Raw genomic sequence first — 16,937 nt, forward strand, 5'->3', positions numbered from 1 at the left:
AGGGGCACCAGTCAACGTCCTGCCCGCTTTCCTTTACTTAACGAAACCCACATTGTCTGGAGTGTGGCGATGGGCGTTTGTTTCGCCCGAATCTACAGGAATTAAAATGAGCGAAAGCTTTGCAGAACTCTTTGAAGAAAGCCTGAAAACCCTCAATCTTCAGCCGGGTGCGATCATCTCCGGTATCGTTGTCGACATCGACGGCGACTGGGTTACCGTACACGCTGGCCTGAAGTCCGAGGGCGTCATCCCGCTCGAGCAGTTCTACAACGAAGCTGGCGAGCTGACCATCAAGGTCGGTGACGAAGTTCACGTTGCGCTGGACGCGGTCGAAGACGGCTTTGGCGAAACCAAACTGTCCCGTGAAAAAGCCAAGCGCGCCGAGTGCTGGATTGTTCTGGAAGCAGCTTTCGCCGCCGAAGAAGTGGTCAAGGGCGTTATCAACGGTAAGGTTAAGGGCGGCTTCACTGTCGACGTTAACGGCATCCGTGCGTTCCTGCCGGGCTCCCTGGTTGATGTCCGCCCTGTGCGCGACACCACCCACCTGGAAGGCAAAGAGCTGGAATTCAAGGTCATCAAGCTGGACCAGAAGCGCAACAACGTTGTCGTTTCCCGTCGCAGCGTGCTGGAAGCCGAGAACTCCGCCGAGCGCGAAGCCCTGCTGGAAACCCTGCAGGAAGGCCAGCAAGTCAAAGGTATCGTCAAGAACCTCACCGACTACGGCGCATTCGTGGACCTGGGCGGCATCGACGGCCTGCTGCACATCACCGACATGGCCTGGAAGCGCATCAAGCATCCTTCCGAAATCGTTAACGTTGGCGACGAAGTCGACGTACGCGTTCTGAAGTTCGACCGTGAGCGCAACCGCGTTTCGCTGGGTCTGAAGCAGATGGGCGAAGATCCGTGGGTTGCTATCACTGCGCGTTACCCAGAAGGTACCCGCGTACAGGCTCGCGTTACCAACCTGACCGACTACGGCTGCTTCGCTGAGCTGGAAGAAGGCGTTGAAGGTCTGGTACACGTTTCCGAAATGGACTGGACCAACAAGAACATCCACCCGTCGAAAGTCGTTCAGGTTGGCGACGAAGTGGAAGTCATGGTTCTGGACATCGACGAAGAGCGTCGTCGTATCTCCCTGGGCATCAAGCAGTGCAAGTCCAACCCATGGGAAGACTTCTCCGGCCAGTTCAACAAGGGTGACAAGATCACCGGTACCATCAAGTCGATCACCGACTTCGGTATCTTCATCGGCCTGGACGGCGGCATCGACGGCCTGGTTCACCTGTCCGACATCTCCTGGAACGAAACCGGCGAAGAAGCCGTACGTCGTTTCAAGAAGGGCGACGAGCTGGAAACCGTCATCCTGTCGGTTGACCCAGAGCGCGAGCGCATCTCCCTGGGCATCAAGCAGCTGGAAGACGATCCGTTCTCCAACTTCGTTGCTGTCAACGACAAGGGCGCTATCGTCAAGGGCATCGTGAAAGAAGTTGACGCCAAAGGCGCCATCGTCACTCTGGCCGACGACATCGAAGCCACTCTGAAAGCTTCCGAAATCAGCCGTGACCGCGTTGAAGACGCGCGTAACGTTCTGAAGGAAGGCGAAGAGATCGAAGCCAAGATCATCAGCGTTGACCGCAAGTCGCGCGTGATCAGCCTGTCGATCAAGTCGAAAGACGACGCTGAAGAGCGTGAAGCCATCCAGAGCCTGAAAAACGCTCCGGAAGCGGCTGCCGATACCACCATGGCTGCGCTGCTGCGCGAAGCAATGGCCAAGCAGAACTAAGTTCTGTTTGATCGGTGTAAAAAAGGGTGGCCTTCGGGCCACCCTTTTTTTATGCCCACAATTCCCCCAAGCCTAACGCTATCCCCTGTAGGAGCCGGCTTGCCGGCGATGGGCTGCAGCGCGGCCCGCTCTTATTTCCCGAAGAGCCTATCTTGAATTTTTTTATTAAGTCAAGAACCACCCTGTTCAAATCCCTCCGAGCGTGCTACAAACTGATTAAGCAATGATCTAGCTGCTTGATAACGAAGGGAAAAATATGACGAAGTCGGAGCTGATCGAACGTATTGTCACCCATCAAGGGCTGCTCTCGTCCAAGGATGTGGAGCTGGCCATCAAGACCATGCTTGAACAGATGTCCCAATGCCTGGCCACCGGAGATCGCATCGAGATCCGCGGCTTTGGCAGCTTCTCCTTGCACTATCGCGCTCCACGCGTAGGGCGCAACCCCAAGACCGGCCAGTCGGTCGAGCTGGAAGGCAAGTTCGTTCCGCACTTCAAGCCCGGCAAGGAGCTGCGTGATCGCGTCAATGAAGAAGAGCACGAGCACCCCTGACCGATGAAGGAGCCAGTCTGATGCGTAACCTCAAGCGCGCCCTGGCGGCGTTGTTCGTGCTGCTGCTGGCGGCGGTGGTGCTGTTCTTCGTGCTGGAGAACCAGCAGGCCGTGGCACTCGTGCTGTTCGGCTGGTCGGCGCCCGAGTTGCCGGTTGCTGTGCCGGTGCTGGCCGCCCTGGTGGTAGGCCTGGCGATTGGCCCGCTGTTGGGCGCCTATGGCGTACAACGTAGCAAGCGCAAGATTCGCGCCTCGGCCAGGGAGGCAGCGTTAGAAGGTAAGTGATGAAAAGTCCGACGTTCATCTAAGAATCAGTCACCTGTGCATACGCCTTAGGAAATGAAGTAATACCCACTTCATTTTCCCAGCTCAGGCGAGTGTGCAGCAGTATGGAATATCCCATCCTTTCCCATCACGGTGGCACCCGCGGTGTAACCGGTTCTTGTCACCAGCTTCACCTTGATGAGGCGCATAGCCTGCTGGTCGATTGTGGTCTGGAGCAAGGTGCAGATGCTGCGCCAGGCGCCGAATTCGCACCGATCGGTTTCGATATCGGCGGTATTCAGGCGCTGATCATTACCCATGTCCACCTCGACCATGTCGGCCGCATCCCCGCCTTGCTGGCTGCAGGTTTTCGTGGCCCAATCCTGTGCAGCGAACCCTCGGCCAAGCTACTGCCCCTGGTGCTCGAGGATGCCTACAAGCTCGGTATCAGCTCGGACCCGGTTCAGGTAGACCGCTACCTCGCCTTGTTGCAGCGGCTGGTGGTCGCCCTGCCTTTCGAACAGTGGCACACCGTGGTCGAAGGCCAGGGCGTGGCCTGTTCCGTGCGCCTTCAGCGTGCCGGGCACCTGCTCGGTTCAGCCTATGTTGAATGCGATGTGCGCTACCCGGGCGTAGAACCCAGCACGCGGGTGGTGTTCTCGGGCGACCTAGGCGCCCCTTGCAATCCGTTATTGCGCGCCGTTCAGCCGCCAGAACGCGCGGACGTTCTGGTGCTGGAGAGCACCTATGGCGACAGGCTGCATGCGCCCCGCGACGACAGGCAGCAGCGGCTGGAGGCGGTTATCGACCGCGCGCTGGCGGACAATGGCACCATCCTCATTCCCGCTTTCAGCCTGGGGCGTACCCAAGAGCTGCTGTATGAGATAGAGGACATCCTCCATCGCAAGTCCCTGCTCAATCAAGGCAAAGTGAACGAGGCGAGCGCGCCAGAGCTGGGGGTGAACTGGTCCCGCTTACCCATCATTCTCGATTCGCCACTGGCGCAGCGCATAACCAAGGCCTATTCGGAGTTGCACGCATACTGGAATGCCGAAGCCAGGCAGCGGCTCGGGGAGGGCAGGGACCCGCTCGGCTTCGGTCAGCTGCTGTGCGTTGATACCCATGCCAAGCATCAGCAGGTGGTCAACTACCTCAAGAGTACGGGGCGGCCAGCCATTGTCATTGCCGGGAACGGCATGTGTTCCGGCGGGCGAATCGTTAACTACCTCAAGGCGATGCTTGGTGATCCTCGGCATGAGGTGGTGTTTGTGGGGTATCAGGCAAAAGGTACGCCGGGAGCGGTTATCCAGGCCTGTGAAGGTGGAGAAGGATTTGTCCAGGTTGATCTGGATGGGCATATGTATGAAATCAGGGCCAAGGTATTTAGCCTTGGTGGTTATTCAGGGCATGCGGACCAGACGGGTTTGATTGAATATGCTGTCGGCATACCCGATGCCCCGCAAAGAATTGTATTAGTGCATGGTGAAAGTCGCGCAAAAACTGCACTGTCTGATGCTTTAAGGCATCGCTTCAGTAACCTTATGCATTCACCCGATATGGTTATTCCAGAATAAACGAGCCTTCACGAAACATTGACGCTGTGTGTTGTCTCATGCCGTCGCGCAGCGTGTTTCTTGGCGTTTACAGGGGCTGGCAATGTGCTCTGGGCGGCGATGGCTCGCTAGATCCAAGGGGAGCTACAACGAAAAATCTCTGGTATTCTACAGGCCGATGCTTGCGTCTTGAGCCTATGGATGGCCAGGAAATTAACACGCTAGGCGTACATTTTAGCGCCGTCGCGCTCGTTCGTGACGGCGGTCAGAAATAAGACACATGCAGGTTCCCTGAGGTTGATAACTTCAAGTGGCCGTTAAGGACTCGAATATGGAATTGATCCCGGTAATTTTATCCGGTGGCGTTGGCAGCCGTCTGTGGCCAGTATCCCGTGAGGCTCACCCCAAGCCGTTCATGACGCTGCCCGACGGGCAAAATCTTATTCAGAAGACTTTTCTGCGTGCTGCCCGCCTAGACGGCGTGGTTGAAGTGCTCACCGTTACCAATCGTGAACTGCTGTTCAAGACTGAAGACGAATACCGGACCATCAATACCCAAGGCCATGCACAAGGCTATATCCTTGAGCCCTTCGGTCGCAATACCGCTGCAGCGGTAGCTGCCGCAGCTTTGCAGTTGCACCAGAGCCACGGCCCGCAGGCCCACATGTTGGTCCTGGCTGCCGACCACTTGATCCAGAACGAAGAAGCCTTCTGCGAAGCAGTAGCCAAGGCGATGAACCTTGCTTCGCAAGGCTGGCTGGTGACGTTCGGTATCAAACCTCAGTATCCGGAGACTGGGTTCGGCTACATCGAAGCCGCCGCTGGTGGCGCGCTGGAAGGTGGCCTGAAGGTCGAACGCTTCGTTGAGAAGCCTGACCTTAAAACCGCAGAGTCCTATGTAAAGGCCGGCAACTATTTCTGGAACGCGGGCATGTTCTGCTTCCAGGTCGGTGCCGTGATCGAGGAGTTCAAGGCCCACGCCCCGGACGTGCTCGATGCCGTTGCGCAAACCCTCGAAGCCTCCCGCCGCTCGACCTCCAAGGGTTACAGCTGCCTGGCACTTGATGCCGACAGCTTTGCCAATGTGCCCGACATCTCCATCGACTACGCCCTCATGGAGCGTTCGCAGAAGGTCGCAACCATCCCGTGCGACATCGGCTGGAGCGACATCGGCTCGTGGAACGCGGTCAGCGAGCTGACCCCCCCGGACGAGAACGGCAACCGCTTCGAAGGCGAAGTGATGGCCTATGGCGCAAGCAACAACTACGTCAGCACCGAAGACCGCCTGGCTGCCCTGGTCGGCGTTCAGGACCTGCTGGTGGTCGATACCCCCGATGCGCTGCTGATTGCGCACAAGGACCACGCCCAGGACGTCAAACACATCGTCAAGCGCCTGAAAAGCGACGGCCACGCTGCCCACCTGTTGCACCAGACCGTGCATCGCCCGTGGGGTACCTACACCACGCTCGAAGACGGCGAGCGCTTCAAGATCAAGCGCATCGTGGTCAAGCCCAAGGCGTCGCTTTCGCTGCAGATGCATCATCACCGCAGCGAACACTGGATCGTGGTCAGCGGCATGGCAGTAGTGGTCAACGATGACCAGGAGCTGATGCTCAACACCAATGAGTCGACCTTCATTCGTGCCGGCCACAAACACCGTTTGGAAAACCCAGGTGTCATAGACCTGGTCCTGATCGAAGTGCAGAGCGGTGACTACCTCGGCGAAGACGACATCGTCCGCTTCGAGGACAAATACGGTCGTTGCAACGCCTGATAGCAGGCCTTCCCGTCGGCCCGTGAGCGCCTCGCCGAGGCCACGGGCCGATTTTCATGCGGCTATTCAATCGCCGACCATCCCCTTCCAGACGGTGGCTGCCCAGGCGGCGCCGCATCGAGAGAGATGTATGTACGCACCTATCCAGACCCGCTGTTTCAAAGCCTATGACATCCGCGGCCAAGTGCCGACCGACCTCAACGACGACATTGCCTACCGCATTGGCCGTGCCCTGGTGGCCCAGCTGGGCGGGCGCAGTTACGTGGTCGGCCGCGACATGCGCCTGGAAAGCCCCGGCCTGTCCCGTGCCCTGATGAAGGGCCTGACCGAAGGCGGCGCCGATGTGATCGACATCGGCCTGTGCGGTACCGAAGAAGTCTACTTCGCCACCAGCCATTACCAGGCCGATGGCGGCATCATGGTCACCGCCAGCCACAACCCCAAGGGTTACAACGGCATGAAACTGGTGCGCGAGCAGTCGCGTCCGATCAGCGGCGACACCGGCCTGAACGACATCCGCCAGCGTGTCGAAGCCGGCGACCTCGGCACCCAGGCCACCACCCCTGGCAGCGTGCGCGAGGCGTTCGACAAGACCGCTTACATCGACCACCTGCTGACCTACGTCAACTTGTCGGCCCTTAAGCCCCTCAAGGTGCTGGCCGACCCGGGCAATGGCGCCGTGGGCCCGGTGCTGGAGCTGCTCAAGGCCCGCCTGCCGCTGGACATCACCATCATCAACGGTGAGCCGGATGGCAACTTCCCCAATGGCATTCCCAACCCACTGCTGCCAGAAAACCGCGACCTGACCCGTCAAGCCGTGCTCGACACCGGCGCCGATATGGGTATCGCGTTCGACGGCGACTTCGACCGCTGCTTCTTCTTCGACAACCAGGGCCGTTTCATCGAGGGCTACTATGTTGTCGGCCTGCTGGCTGAAATGCTGCTGGCCAAGCACCCCGGCAGCAAGATCATCCATGACCCGCGCCTGACCTGGAACACCATCGAGCAAGTCGAAGCAGCGGGCGGCATCGCCATCCAGAGCAAGACCGGCCACGCCTTCATCAAGGAGCGCATGCGCGCCGAAGACGCGGTGTATGGCGGCGAAATGAGCGCGCACCACTATTTCCGCGATTTCGCCTACTGCGACAGCGGCAATATCCCGTGGTTGCTGGTCGCCGAGCTGATGAGCGTCACCGGCAAGAGCCTGGCCCAACTGGTAGACGAGCGCATTGCCGCCTTCCCGTGCAGTGGCGAGATCAACTACGAAGTGGCCGACGTCAAGGGCACCATCGAGAAGATCCTGGCGTTCTACCTGCCGCACAACCCGAACGTTGACCGTACCGATGGCATCAGCGTCGAATTCGCCGATTGGCGTTTCAGCTTGCGCGGCTCCAACACAGAGCCGTTGCTGCGCCTGAATGTGGAATCTCGTGGTGATACCGCGCTGGTGGATCAGCGCGTAGCGGAAATTGCCGGGTTGATCAGAGGCTGATTTCGTACTGATCAGTCTGTAGCCGGCGATTTGTTGGCGGCCACCCCCGTCAGGGCAGTTCAGCGCTCTGGCGGCACTCTTGAAAACGTGCGCGTCGACCCGCGCAGCCAGGTAACTCCGACTCGATGAAGCTCCTGTTCAACACCCAATCGCTTTTACCGCCACTTACCGGAATTGGTAATTACACGTTCAATTTGCTTGAGCAGTTGCTGCTTGAGGATATCGAGGTTATCGATTGCTTCCTGGGTGCACGTTTTTACAGCGCCGAACAGGCTCTAGCCAATTGCATCGAGGCCAGTGCCTGCTACTCGCAGAAAGATGGTGGGGACGTGAAACCAGGCGCAGGCCAGCAGGTGGCGTTGCAGTTGCGAGAGTTGTTGAAGCGTTGGACGTTCACTTATCGCGCCCGCGAAGCCTTGGTCGATGCCAGGCGCCGCTACCATGCCGGTGAGCGCCGGCATTACCTTTACCACGAGCCCAACTTCATTCTCAAGCCGCACCCAGGCCCCAGTATCGCGACGATTCATGACTTATCGTTCCTCCACTACCCGCAGTTCCATCCACGCAAACGCGTCGAATGGCTGACGGCGCAGTTACCGCACACCCTCAAACGCGCTGATTTCCTGATCACTGATTCGGACTTGATCCGCGATGAGCTGATTGGTGATTTCGGCGTCAGTGCAGACAAGGTACGAACCGTTTATCTCGGTGCATCCGCGCGCTATTACCCGCAGACACCCGAGCAGACGAGTGCAACGCTGCAGCGCCATGGTTTGCAGCACGGTCGTTATGTGTTGTTTGTCGGCACCCTGGAGCCACGCAAAGGTGTGGATACCCTGATCGATGCCTGGTGCCAGCTGCCGCAGGGGTTACGCGAAGAGTATCCGTTGGTCTTGGCGGGTGCGCCTGGGTGGCATAACCATGAGCTGAATGAACGTATCAAGACATTGACAGTCACTCATGGCCTGCGTCAGTTATCCTTTGTCTCAGGCGATGACCTGCCGACGCTGTACGCTGGTGCAGCGGTTTTCTCCTACCCATCGCTCTACGAAGGGTTTGGCCTGCCGGTGCTTGAGGCGATGCAGTGCGGGGTACCGGTGATATGTACCGCCGATACGTCCATGGCCGAGTTCTGCCAAGGTAGTGCGGTGTTGGTTGAGCGTGGCAATGCTGACCAGTTGGCTGTGCAACTGGCTGAGCTTCTGAGTGATGAGCCATTACGCAGCAAGGTAGCCAATGCCGGCCAGCTTCGCGCCACCGCGTTTTCATGGAAGCGCTGCGCGCAGGAAACATTAGCAGTCTATCGGGCCGTCAGCCCGTGAGAGGAGCTTTCGATATGCCTTCTCTAGCCCTTATGTCCCATGCCCTGCATTGCTTACGCATCGCGAGGGTGTTTCAAACAGGAAGCCTTATGTACATGGTGAGTCCAGAACAATGAATACGCCGCTGTCGCTAATGAAAGACGTACTGCGTTACCGCGGTCTGATATTCGCGATCACCCTGAGGGAGATCAAAAGCCGCTATGCAGGGTCGACCTTCGGCGCTTTGTGGCTGGTGGTGCCGCCTATTTTCATGGTGTTCATCTATACCGTAATTTTCTCGCGCCTGATGCAGGCTCGTATGCCCGGTATCGAGCACCAGTACGCCTACAGCATTTATTTGTGCGCAGGCTTGATCACCTGGAACCTGCTGCTGGAGCTGGTGCAGCGCGGCAAGGGGGTTTTCCTCGAACATGCCAACCTGATCAAGAAATCAAGCTTTCCGAAGTTCATCCTGTTCATTCCAGTCATCGCCACTGCAGCGCTCAACAGCCTGATCCTGCTGATATTGGTAGTGCTGTTCATGGTCATATCAGGTTTCCCGCTGATGACCACCGCCCTGGTTTTGATACCGGTATTGCTTACCACTGTGCTGCTGGGAATCGCGCTGGGTGCTTTTCTCGCCACCCTGAACGTGTTCTTCCGTGATATCGGTCAGCTGAGTGACGTGATCTTCCAGGCGCTGTTCTGGGCAACGCCTATCGTCTACCCCCTCAGTATTCTGTCCGAACATGTACAGGCGATGCTTTCGTGGAACCCGATCTTCCCCCTGGTGTTGACGGCGCAGAAGGCGTTGCTGGGCGAGCCGGTAGGCTTGTCGCAACTGGCCTACCCATTTGGCTTTGCCGTCATCGTTTTCCTTCTGGCTGTTGTGCTTTATCAGCGCAGCTACAACGACCTGCTTGATCAGATCTGATATGACTATTCTCGTAGAACAGGTAGGCAAGGCCTATCCAAAACTCAAAGGTCGCTGGCACGCACTGGGTACATGGCTTGGGCTGTGCAAGCGCGATCAGAACTGGATCATCCGGAACGTCAGTTTCCAGGTGGGGCAGGGTGAGTCGGTCGGTATCATCGGGGTTAACGGCGCAGGCAAGAGTACGCTGCTGAAGATGATTACCGGTACCGCCATGCCGACGGAAGGCACCATTACCACCACAGGGCGCATTGCCGCGTTGCTGGAGCTGGGTATGGGCTTTCACCCCGAATTCACCGGCCGCCAGAACGTCGCGCTGGCTGGGCGCATGCAGGGGCTGGAGCGGGCCGAGATTGTCGCGTTGATGCCAGAGATCGAAGCCTTCGCGGAAATCGGTCATTACTTCGACATGCCCGTGCGCACTTATTCCTCCGGTATGTTTGTGCGCCTGGCGTTCAGCGTGGCGACTGCGGTGCGCCCGGAAGTGTTGATCGTGGACGAGGCCCTGGCGGTGGGCGATGCCTACTTCCAACACAAGTCTTTTGCGCGGATCCGTGACTTCCGCGAGCAGGGCACAACCTTGCTGTTTGTTTCCCACGATCCCGGCGCCATCAAGAGCCTGTGTGACCGTGCCATCCTGCTGGGTGATCACAAAATGTTGATGGATGGCCGCCCGGATGAAGTGCTGGATTATTACAACGCGCTGATTGCCAAAAAAGAAGAAGGCTCCTTGCAGGCCCAGGCTGTCAACGCGCCCTACGCAGGGCGCTCTGGCAACGGAAAAGCGCGTATCGAAGAGCTTACCCTCAGCAGCAATGGCCGGGCGGCTACCATGCTTGAAGTGGGTGCGCCGTTGACGTTGAACCTGAAAATCCGCTCTAACGAGCCCATTTACGACTTGTCGCTGGGCTTCATGTTCAAAGACCGCACGGGTTACGACATCTTCGGGACCAACACCTGGCTGCGTGGCGAGCTGCGCGACCTGGGTGTCGAGGCCGGCAAGGAACAGCACCTGACCGTTACCATTCCGGCATTCAACGTAGGGCCTGGCAGCTACAGCCTGACTTTGGCCTTGCACGGTGGTGCCGACCATATCGAGGATAACTTCGACTGGTGGGACAAGGCGGTGGTATTCAATGTGATCGCCAACAGCAGTTACAAGCACTTCGCCGGCGTGTGCGCCATGCAGGCAGAGTTCAAGCTTGACTGACCGGGTAGAGGGCAGCCGCATCGCTGTCAGGAACTGGCCGCCGTCGACGGTGGCCAGATGACCTGCGTAGAATGCCCGCCTCTGGTGTTCCCGTAACGTACGCAGCCAGTGCCGGGCGATGAACCGCTGGTACTGGCCACTTAACCCGTTTGAACACGTATGCATAATGACTATCGATCTTAAAAAACTGCAGAAAACGATCCAAGCTGAAGTCAACCGTCGGGAGTACGAGCGTGTCACGGCCAGTGCCGGCAGTGCCAACCTGCCCAGTGACGTGCCCACCGACATCGTGCGCAGCTTCGAACTGATCGACCTCGAAGGCGTGCTGCCGGCTCGCCCCCAGGCGCCAGTGGAGCCGGAAGTGGCGGCCACCGCACCCGCCAATGACGAGGCCCCGCAAGCCCAGACGCCACCTCCTAGCCTGTACCGCAAACTGCGGGCCTTACCGGTGGTGGGCAGGTACTTCGGCCATCCGCGAGTCATGAATTTCCTTACCCGTGCGCGTCAGCGTCCGGGTGGCGCCACTCTGAAAAACCTTTTCATCACCCTGGCTCGTGCAGTGGTCGTGCGTATCCCCGGTGCGCTGCGCCTGATGCATGTGCTGGCCGTGACGCGTCATCTGCCCGAGCGGCTGAATGCGCTGGAATGGCATATTGCCGACGGGAGTACCCGCCTGCGCAATGTCGGCGTACAGGTGCAGGACCAGACCAACCAGAGCCTTTACACCTACGGCCTGGCCATCCAGCAGAACGAGCAGTACCTGATCGAACGCATGCGGCGCCTGGAACAACTGGTGCGCCAGCAGACCATGACCATCGCTGAGCTGCAGGCCAGGCCACAAGCCAGTGCAAGCGGTGCAACGTTGCCTGCGGTGGCTGAAGCACCGGGCATGCCGGCTGAGCTCTATCTGGAGTTCGAAGCCAACTTCCGCGGCTCGCCGGAAATGATCCGCGAACGGCTCAAGCACAACCTCAGTTACTTCCCGGTCGACCCGCAATGGCTAACGCACCCTGTGCTGGACCTCGGTTGCGGGCGCGGTGAATGGCTGCAACTGCTCAAAGAGCAGGGCATCCCTGCGATCGGCGTCGATTCCAACAGCGCCATGATCGACAGCTGCAAGCAGGCCGGCCTTGAGGTTTACATGGGCGATGCCCTGGATTATCTGGCTGCCATGCCAGCCCACAGTTTGTCGGGGCTGACAGCTTTCCACATCATCGAGCACTTGCCGCTTGACGTTTTCATCCGCCTGATCGATGAAGCACTTCGGGTTGTGCGCCCGGGTGGCGCGGTACTCTTCGAAACCCCGAACCCAGAAAACCTGATCACCGGGGCCTGCAACTTCTATGTCGACCCAACGCACCGCAACCCGTTGCCGCCGGCGCTGGTGGCGTTTCTGCTGAAGGCCCGTGGTTTTGAGCGCGTTGAAATCGACCGCCGACACCCAGCCGACCCCGCGCTCCTGCTCAAGGGGAGTGACGAAGCCATCACAGGCCCGCTCAACGGCTTGCTGTTCGGGCCGCAGGATTACGCAGCCATTGGTTATGCGCCTTGATAGGGCTGGAGTGCTCCCATGCATCTGATCATTTGTAACGAGCGCCTGCTGTTCCGGTTCGGCGTCGACCGTGTATTGCTATTGCTGGCTCAAGGGCTCAAGGCCGCAGGCTGGCACATTACCTTCGTGGCCCAGCGCGCCAACCATGACGTGCTGCGCCGCATCACCGACGACATCCACACGCCGCCTGAGCATCTGGGCCCGTATACAGAGCTCGACCAAGTAACTGCCCAGTGGATGCGCGACAATCGCCAACTGTTCGCCCCCGCAGGGCGAGACGTGACGGGGACCGTAGCCCTGATTGGCGGCTGGCCGTTCTATGCGTCCATCGCGGTATTGCGCCAATGGGGAGTGCCAACGGTGGCGCTCGACTGCGGCGGTGTTCCTTATGAAGACATGACTGGCCCGGCGCGCTTGGTACAGGAGCGGCTGCGCGCGCAACGCCGCGAATACCTGCCCGAAGCACGGGTGGTCACGCCTATCAGCCATTTCGTGTCCCGCACCCAAAGCCTGCCAGACGCCGGCCCGGATGTGGAAATTGCCATGATTCACCTGGGCGCAGACCACCTGACAGGTGGTGTCAACCAGAGCCTCTGGCAGCAGGGGCACCAGGTTGCGCGTGTAGAAACCGCAGATGAAGCGGTTGAAGGCCCTGTGATCATCAACCTTGGTCGCTGGGAAACGGGCAATTACAAAAACAGCGAAGGGCTTTACCCCATCGCCCGGCAGATAATCGCTGTGCATCCCAAGGCGCGCTTCTGCGTCTTGGCCACTGCAGACGAACTCAAACTGCCGGCAGACCTGGTTGAGCATATTCTGCCGTTGGGCCACCCCAGCGATGCCGAGTTGTCCGCGTTGATGGCCAGCGCTCAGTTGGGGCTCAGCGTGTCGCACTGGGAAGGGTTCAACTTGCCCCTGGCCGAGATGCAACAGCTTCGCAAGCCAGTGCTGGTGCTGAACATCGGTGCGCACCCTGAAGTGGTCGCCGACCCCCGTCAACTGTGCGTCGACGAGCAGGAAATGGCCGAAAAGGCCCTGCAGGTGCTGGCCGGTGAAGCGTTGGCAGGGCCCGAATGGGAAAGCCATCTGGATACCTTCCAACAGACGTTCACCTGGCAACGTACCATCAAGGCCTACGAGTTCCTGCTCGGCACGTTGAGCCCGATCCGGGACCTGCCTGCCCCCCGGTTGGTGATCGACACCAGTGCCTGCCTGCGCGATACCGCCAATACCGGCGTAGCCAGGGTAGTGCGCAGCTTGACGCGCAAGCTGCAGGATTTTGGCGAACCTCTGTTCGTGACCTGGGACGAGACGCTGCGCGAGTATGTGCTGCCCACTGAAGGTGAATACAACAATCTGGCGTTGTATGGCGGGCCCAAGCCCTATCCAGAACACTACGAGCTGCCGCGTTCGCCTGCTCACCGCCGGCAGACCTTGGCCAGTCTTGGCGCTCGCACCTTGCGCGGTGGCTGGCTGCTGCAAAGTGAAATCGTCTTCGAACGCCAAGGGCCGGCGCGCCGCGCCGCTGCCCGCCAGGCGGGCCTGAACGTCGCGGCGATATTCTATGATGCCATCCCGGTCACCCACCCTGAGTGGGTTGCCGATACCATCATCCGGGACAACCACGCAGCCTACATGCGAGGCTTGGCCGAAACCGACCGCGTCCTGCCGATTTCCCCCGATGCGGGCACCCAGTTGCAGGCATTCTGGGCGCGTGAAGGCATCACGCCTCACGCGCAGGTGAAAACCTGCTGGATCCCGGGTGAGCTGACTGCTTCCCCGCGCGCCACCACCCCGGCCTCGGTGCCGCGTGCGGGCGAGCCGCTGCGTATCCTCTGTGTATCTACCCTGGAACCGCGCAAGAACCATAAAGTGCTACTTGAAGCCGTTGCCCGATTGGCCCGTGATTATCCGGACCTCGACTGGCAGCTGGACCTCATCGGCAATCGCTACGCCGGTGCTGACTACATCGTTGAGGCCGTGCGCGCGGCCAGTGCGGCCGACCCGCGCATTGCCTGGCATGGTGTGGTAGACGACGCCACCCTCAATGACTACTACGCCAAGGCCCACGTCAGCGTTTACGCCTCGTTGGTAGAAGGCTATGGCATGCCTATTGTCGAGTCGCTCTGGCATGCCCGTCCTTGCGTGTGCCATGCCGGCGGCGTGATGGCGGAGCTGGCAGCCGAAGGTGGCTGCCGCACAGTGGACATGACCAACCCCGATGCACTGGCTGCGCAAATCCACGCACTGGCGAGTGACCCACAAGGCTATCTGCAACTGGCTGCTGAAGCGGTTGCTCGTCCTATCCTGACGTGGCGCAGCTATGCCCGTGCCTTGTTGCGGCAGTTAGCCAGCCACACCACTCGCCATGCTGGCAAACCCTTGCCGCGGCAGTGGCAGCACCTGCTTATCGACCCCGAAGTGGCGCTGGTAGATGAGCCTGGCCAACTTGCGTTGGCTTGCCTGCTGGCGGAACGCCCGGCTCAGTGCGCACTTCTGTTGGGGGAGCACGCGCCTTGGTTGCGTGACCTGATAGGCCACGAAGCCACGCGTGCCTGGCAAATCGCGGAGGGTGAGCTGACTGGTGAGGTGAGCCGCCACGCCAACCTCAGCCGCATCGATGCGCCGGTAGGTGTTGCAGTGCCTGTCCTCCAGGCAGAGCTGCGTGATAACGAAATCGCCGTCGACCTCATCGTGCTGTCGGCAGCACAGGCAGCTGACCCAGCGTCAATCGATGCGTTGCGTTCACTGATCAATGGCCGTGTCGAAGGCCTGCTGCTGGTTGAACAGGGCGCCCCAGCCGCAACGCTAACAGCGCTGGGCCTGACCGAAGAGCCTGCTACTGAACTACCAGGTTACAATGTTCATACTTACCCGCCTGCGGCGCCAGGGTTTGTTCAATGAAGGTTCTTGTCATATCCAATTTCTTCCCGCCCCATGTGATCGGCGGTGCAGAAATCATCGCTCACCACCAGGCCCGCGCGCTGGCTGCGCGTGGTCATGAAGTGCGCGTGCTGGCAGGGGACAACAGCCGTGGGCTGCCTGGCTACCCAGTGGAGCAGGAGGTTTTCGACGGCATGCCGGTTACCCGGGTGTCGTTGACCTATCTGGACTTTGCCCCAACCGGCAACAACGTCGCGCACCCCGGCGTCGAACGTATCTTTCTGCGCCTGATCGCTCAATGGCGCCCCGATGTGATCCACGCGCACCACATGGCCGGGTTGTCCTTGGGCATCCTGCAGTTGGCGCGTGAGCATGGGATCCGCATTGCGCTGACCTTGCACGACCACTGGGGGTTCTGCATGAACAGCACGCGCATCACCACCCAGGACACCTTGTGCCAAGACAGCACCCAATGCCACAAATGTCATTCGCACATCTACAACGGTGACCTGCTGCTGCCGCAACGGATGCGCCAGGACTACCTGCGCTGGCAATTGGATGCTGTTGATCATTTCATTTCACCCAGCCGTTACCTGGCCGACACCTACATCGCCAACGGCCTGCCTGCCGCGCGTATGAATGTTATCGCCAACGGTATCGAACTCGAGCGGTTCAGCCACACCTCACCGCCACCGCCCGGGCCGCGCCTGAATGTGCTGTTCACCGGCTACATGGGTGGCCATAAAGGCGTACCTACCTTGCTCAAGGCGCTGGCATTGCTGCCGCCAGAGCGGGTGCATGTCGACATGGTCGGTGACGGCCATATGCTTGAAACCTACAAAGCCGAACTGCGCAACAATGCGCCGAAGGTTTCTGCCAAGTTCTGGGGCAGACTGCCCAATGCGCGTATCGCCGAGCGCTTCGCCCAGGCGCATGTGTTCGTGCTGCCATCGGTGTGCCCGGAAAACCAACCTGTGACCATTACCGAGGCGATGTCCTGTGGCCTGGCGGTGGTGGGTTCACGGATAGGCGGCATACCCGAGCTGGTGGATGAAGGCGTGACCGGTCAGTTGTTCGACCACGGCGACGCTCAAGCGCTGGCGCGCTGCTTGCTCCGTTACATCGAAGAGCCGGCGGTGTTGGAAGCCCATGGCAAGGCGGGTCGTGAGCGCATCCAGGCCTATGCCTTCGAGCTGCAGATCGACCGTATCGAAGCCTTGCTGGCCGGCCCTGGCGCCGAACGTAGCGAGGCCCCACAACTGATCGCATGCCATGGCGCTCCATCGGCTGAAACCTTCCAGAGCGTTCTCAAGGCGCTGTGCCCGGTTCCTGCCAACCGGCCGCAGCCTGCCAGCCAGCCCTGCTGCATTCCCTCGAACTGGATTGCGCCAGAGCAAGCAGATGTACTGTGGGTGGCGGGGCCAACAGCCCAAGACCCGGACGCCGCGATGAAGCTCATCGAAGCTTACCGCGCCTTGGGCAAACAGGTTGTGGTGGATGAGCGCCATCTGCTGGTTGCGCGCAACACGGAGTCAGCCTTGCTGGCGCGCGGCGGCGCGCAGGTAGCGTTAAGCTTGGAATACCTCTTGGAGTACGCGAGGGATCCTGAGGCACAAACTGCCCCAACCCAAGCCTGACC

12 protein-coding genes are annotated in these 16,937 nt (G+C 59.7%); all 12 read left to right on the plus strand.

All coding sequences use genetic code 11. The annotated features are described in order from the left end of the window. Positions 1-106: 106 nt before the first annotated feature. The 12 genes from rpsA to JET17_RS07030 all read left to right on the plus strand — a co-directional run bounded on the left by rpsA (position 107) and on the right by JET17_RS07030 (position 16,935). Positions 107-1,783 (plus strand): 30S ribosomal protein S1, encoded by a 1,677-nt coding sequence (rpsA, locus tag JET17_RS06975; protein ID WP_012313291.1) that lies wholly within the window; start codon positions 107-109, stop codon positions 1,781-1,783. Positions 1,784-2,039: 256 nt separating this feature from the next. After that, on the plus strand, positions 2,040-2,336 hold the full coding sequence (gene ihfB / locus JET17_RS06980; RefSeq protein ID WP_012313292.1) for an integration host factor subunit beta: 297 nt from the start codon (positions 2,040-2,042) through the stop codon (positions 2,334-2,336). A 20-nt stretch (positions 2,337-2,356) separates the two neighbouring features. Beyond that, the gene (locus tag JET17_RS06985; protein WP_012313293.1) at positions 2,357-2,620 is read left to right on the plus strand and encodes a lipopolysaccharide assembly protein LapA domain-containing protein; all 264 of its coding nucleotides are present in this window, start codon (positions 2,357-2,359) and stop codon (positions 2,618-2,620) included. A 104-nt stretch (positions 2,621-2,724) separates the two neighbouring features. After that, positions 2,725-4,173, plus strand: coding sequence for an MBL fold metallo-hydrolase RNA specificity domain-containing protein (locus JET17_RS06990; protein WP_012313294.1), 1,449 nt, complete (start codon positions 2,725-2,727; stop codon positions 4,171-4,173). A 310-nt stretch (positions 4,174-4,483) separates the two neighbouring features. Further along, positions 4,484-5,926, plus strand: a complete 1,443-nt coding sequence (locus JET17_RS06995; RefSeq protein WP_012313295.1) for a mannose-1-phosphate guanylyltransferase/mannose-6-phosphate isomerase — start codon at positions 4,484-4,486, stop codon at positions 5,924-5,926. Positions 5,927-6,056: 130 nt separating this feature from the next. Beyond that, a complete protein-coding gene (locus JET17_RS07000; RefSeq protein WP_012313296.1) occupies positions 6,057-7,418 on the plus strand; it encodes a phosphomannomutase/phosphoglucomutase in 1,362 nt (453 codons plus the stop codon). A 125-nt stretch (positions 7,419-7,543) separates the two neighbouring features. After that, positions 7,544-8,740, plus strand: coding sequence for a glycosyltransferase family 4 protein (locus JET17_RS07005; RefSeq protein WP_012313297.1), 1,197 nt, complete (start codon positions 7,544-7,546; stop codon positions 8,738-8,740). 112 nt (positions 8,741-8,852) lie between these two features. Continuing rightward, positions 8,853-9,653: an ABC transporter permease gene (locus JET17_RS07010; protein WP_012313298.1), complete on the plus strand. Its 801-nt coding sequence runs from the start codon at positions 8,853-8,855 to the stop codon at positions 9,651-9,653. A 1-nt stretch (position 9,654) separates the two neighbouring features. Next, positions 9,655-10,863 carry an ABC transporter ATP-binding protein gene (locus tag JET17_RS07015; RefSeq protein WP_012313299.1) on the plus strand — a complete coding sequence of 403 codons (1,209 nt, stop codon included), beginning with the start codon at positions 9,655-9,657 and terminating at the stop codon, positions 10,861-10,863. Between the two features lie 166 nt (positions 10,864-11,029). Continuing rightward, complete coding sequence (locus JET17_RS07020; RefSeq protein WP_052293009.1) at positions 11,030-12,415, plus strand: class I SAM-dependent methyltransferase; 1,386 nt, start codon at positions 11,030-11,032, stop codon at positions 12,413-12,415. 18 nt (positions 12,416-12,433) lie between these two features. Then, positions 12,434-15,319, plus strand: coding sequence for a glycosyltransferase family 4 protein (locus tag JET17_RS07025; RefSeq protein WP_012313301.1), 2,886 nt, complete (start codon positions 12,434-12,436; stop codon positions 15,317-15,319). Then, positions 15,316-16,935 carry a glycosyltransferase family 4 protein gene (locus JET17_RS07030; protein ID WP_012313302.1) on the plus strand — a complete coding sequence of 540 codons (1,620 nt, stop codon included), beginning with the start codon at positions 15,316-15,318 and terminating at the stop codon, positions 16,933-16,935. Before JET17_RS07025 ends, JET17_RS07030 begins: the two co-directional genes overlap by 4 nt. The last annotated feature ends 2 nt before the right edge of the window (positions 16,936-16,937 follow it).

The organism is Pseudomonas putida (assembly GCF_016406145.1).
GTDB lineage: Bacteria > Pseudomonadota > Gammaproteobacteria > Pseudomonadales > Pseudomonadaceae > Aquipseudomonas > Aquipseudomonas putida_E.

Excerpts from the sequence above, each read along its gene's own strand:
- rpsA (WP_012313291.1), top strand. The coding sequence starts at position 107 with ATGAGCGAAAGCTTTGCAGAACTCTTTGAAGAAAGCCTGAAAACCCTC.
- ihfB (WP_012313292.1), top strand. The coding sequence starts at position 2,040 with ATGACGAAGTCGGAGCTGATCGAACGTATTGTCACCCATCAAGGGCTG.
- JET17_RS06985 (WP_012313293.1), top strand. The coding sequence starts at position 2,357 with ATGCGTAACCTCAAGCGCGCCCTGGCGGCGTTGTTCGTGCTGCTGCTG.
- JET17_RS06990 (WP_012313294.1), top strand. The coding sequence starts at position 2,725 with ATGGAATATCCCATCCTTTCCCATCACGGTGGCACCCGCGGTGTAACC.
- JET17_RS06995 (WP_012313295.1), top strand. The coding sequence starts at position 4,484 with ATGGAATTGATCCCGGTAATTTTATCCGGTGGCGTTGGCAGCCGTCTG.
- JET17_RS07000 (WP_012313296.1), top strand. The coding sequence starts at position 6,057 with ATGTACGCACCTATCCAGACCCGCTGTTTCAAAGCCTATGACATCCGC.
- JET17_RS07005 (WP_012313297.1), top strand. The coding sequence starts at position 7,544 with ATGAAGCTCCTGTTCAACACCCAATCGCTTTTACCGCCACTTACCGGA.
- JET17_RS07010 (WP_012313298.1), top strand. The coding sequence starts at position 8,853 with ATGAATACGCCGCTGTCGCTAATGAAAGACGTACTGCGTTACCGCGGT.
- JET17_RS07015 (WP_012313299.1), top strand. The coding sequence starts at position 9,655 with ATGACTATTCTCGTAGAACAGGTAGGCAAGGCCTATCCAAAACTCAAA.
- JET17_RS07020 (WP_052293009.1), top strand. The coding sequence starts at position 11,030 with ATGACTATCGATCTTAAAAAACTGCAGAAAACGATCCAAGCTGAAGTC.
- JET17_RS07025 (WP_012313301.1), top strand. The coding sequence starts at position 12,434 with ATGCATCTGATCATTTGTAACGAGCGCCTGCTGTTCCGGTTCGGCGTC.
- JET17_RS07030 (WP_012313302.1), top strand. The coding sequence starts at position 15,316 with ATGAAGGTTCTTGTCATATCCAATTTCTTCCCGCCCCATGTGATCGGC.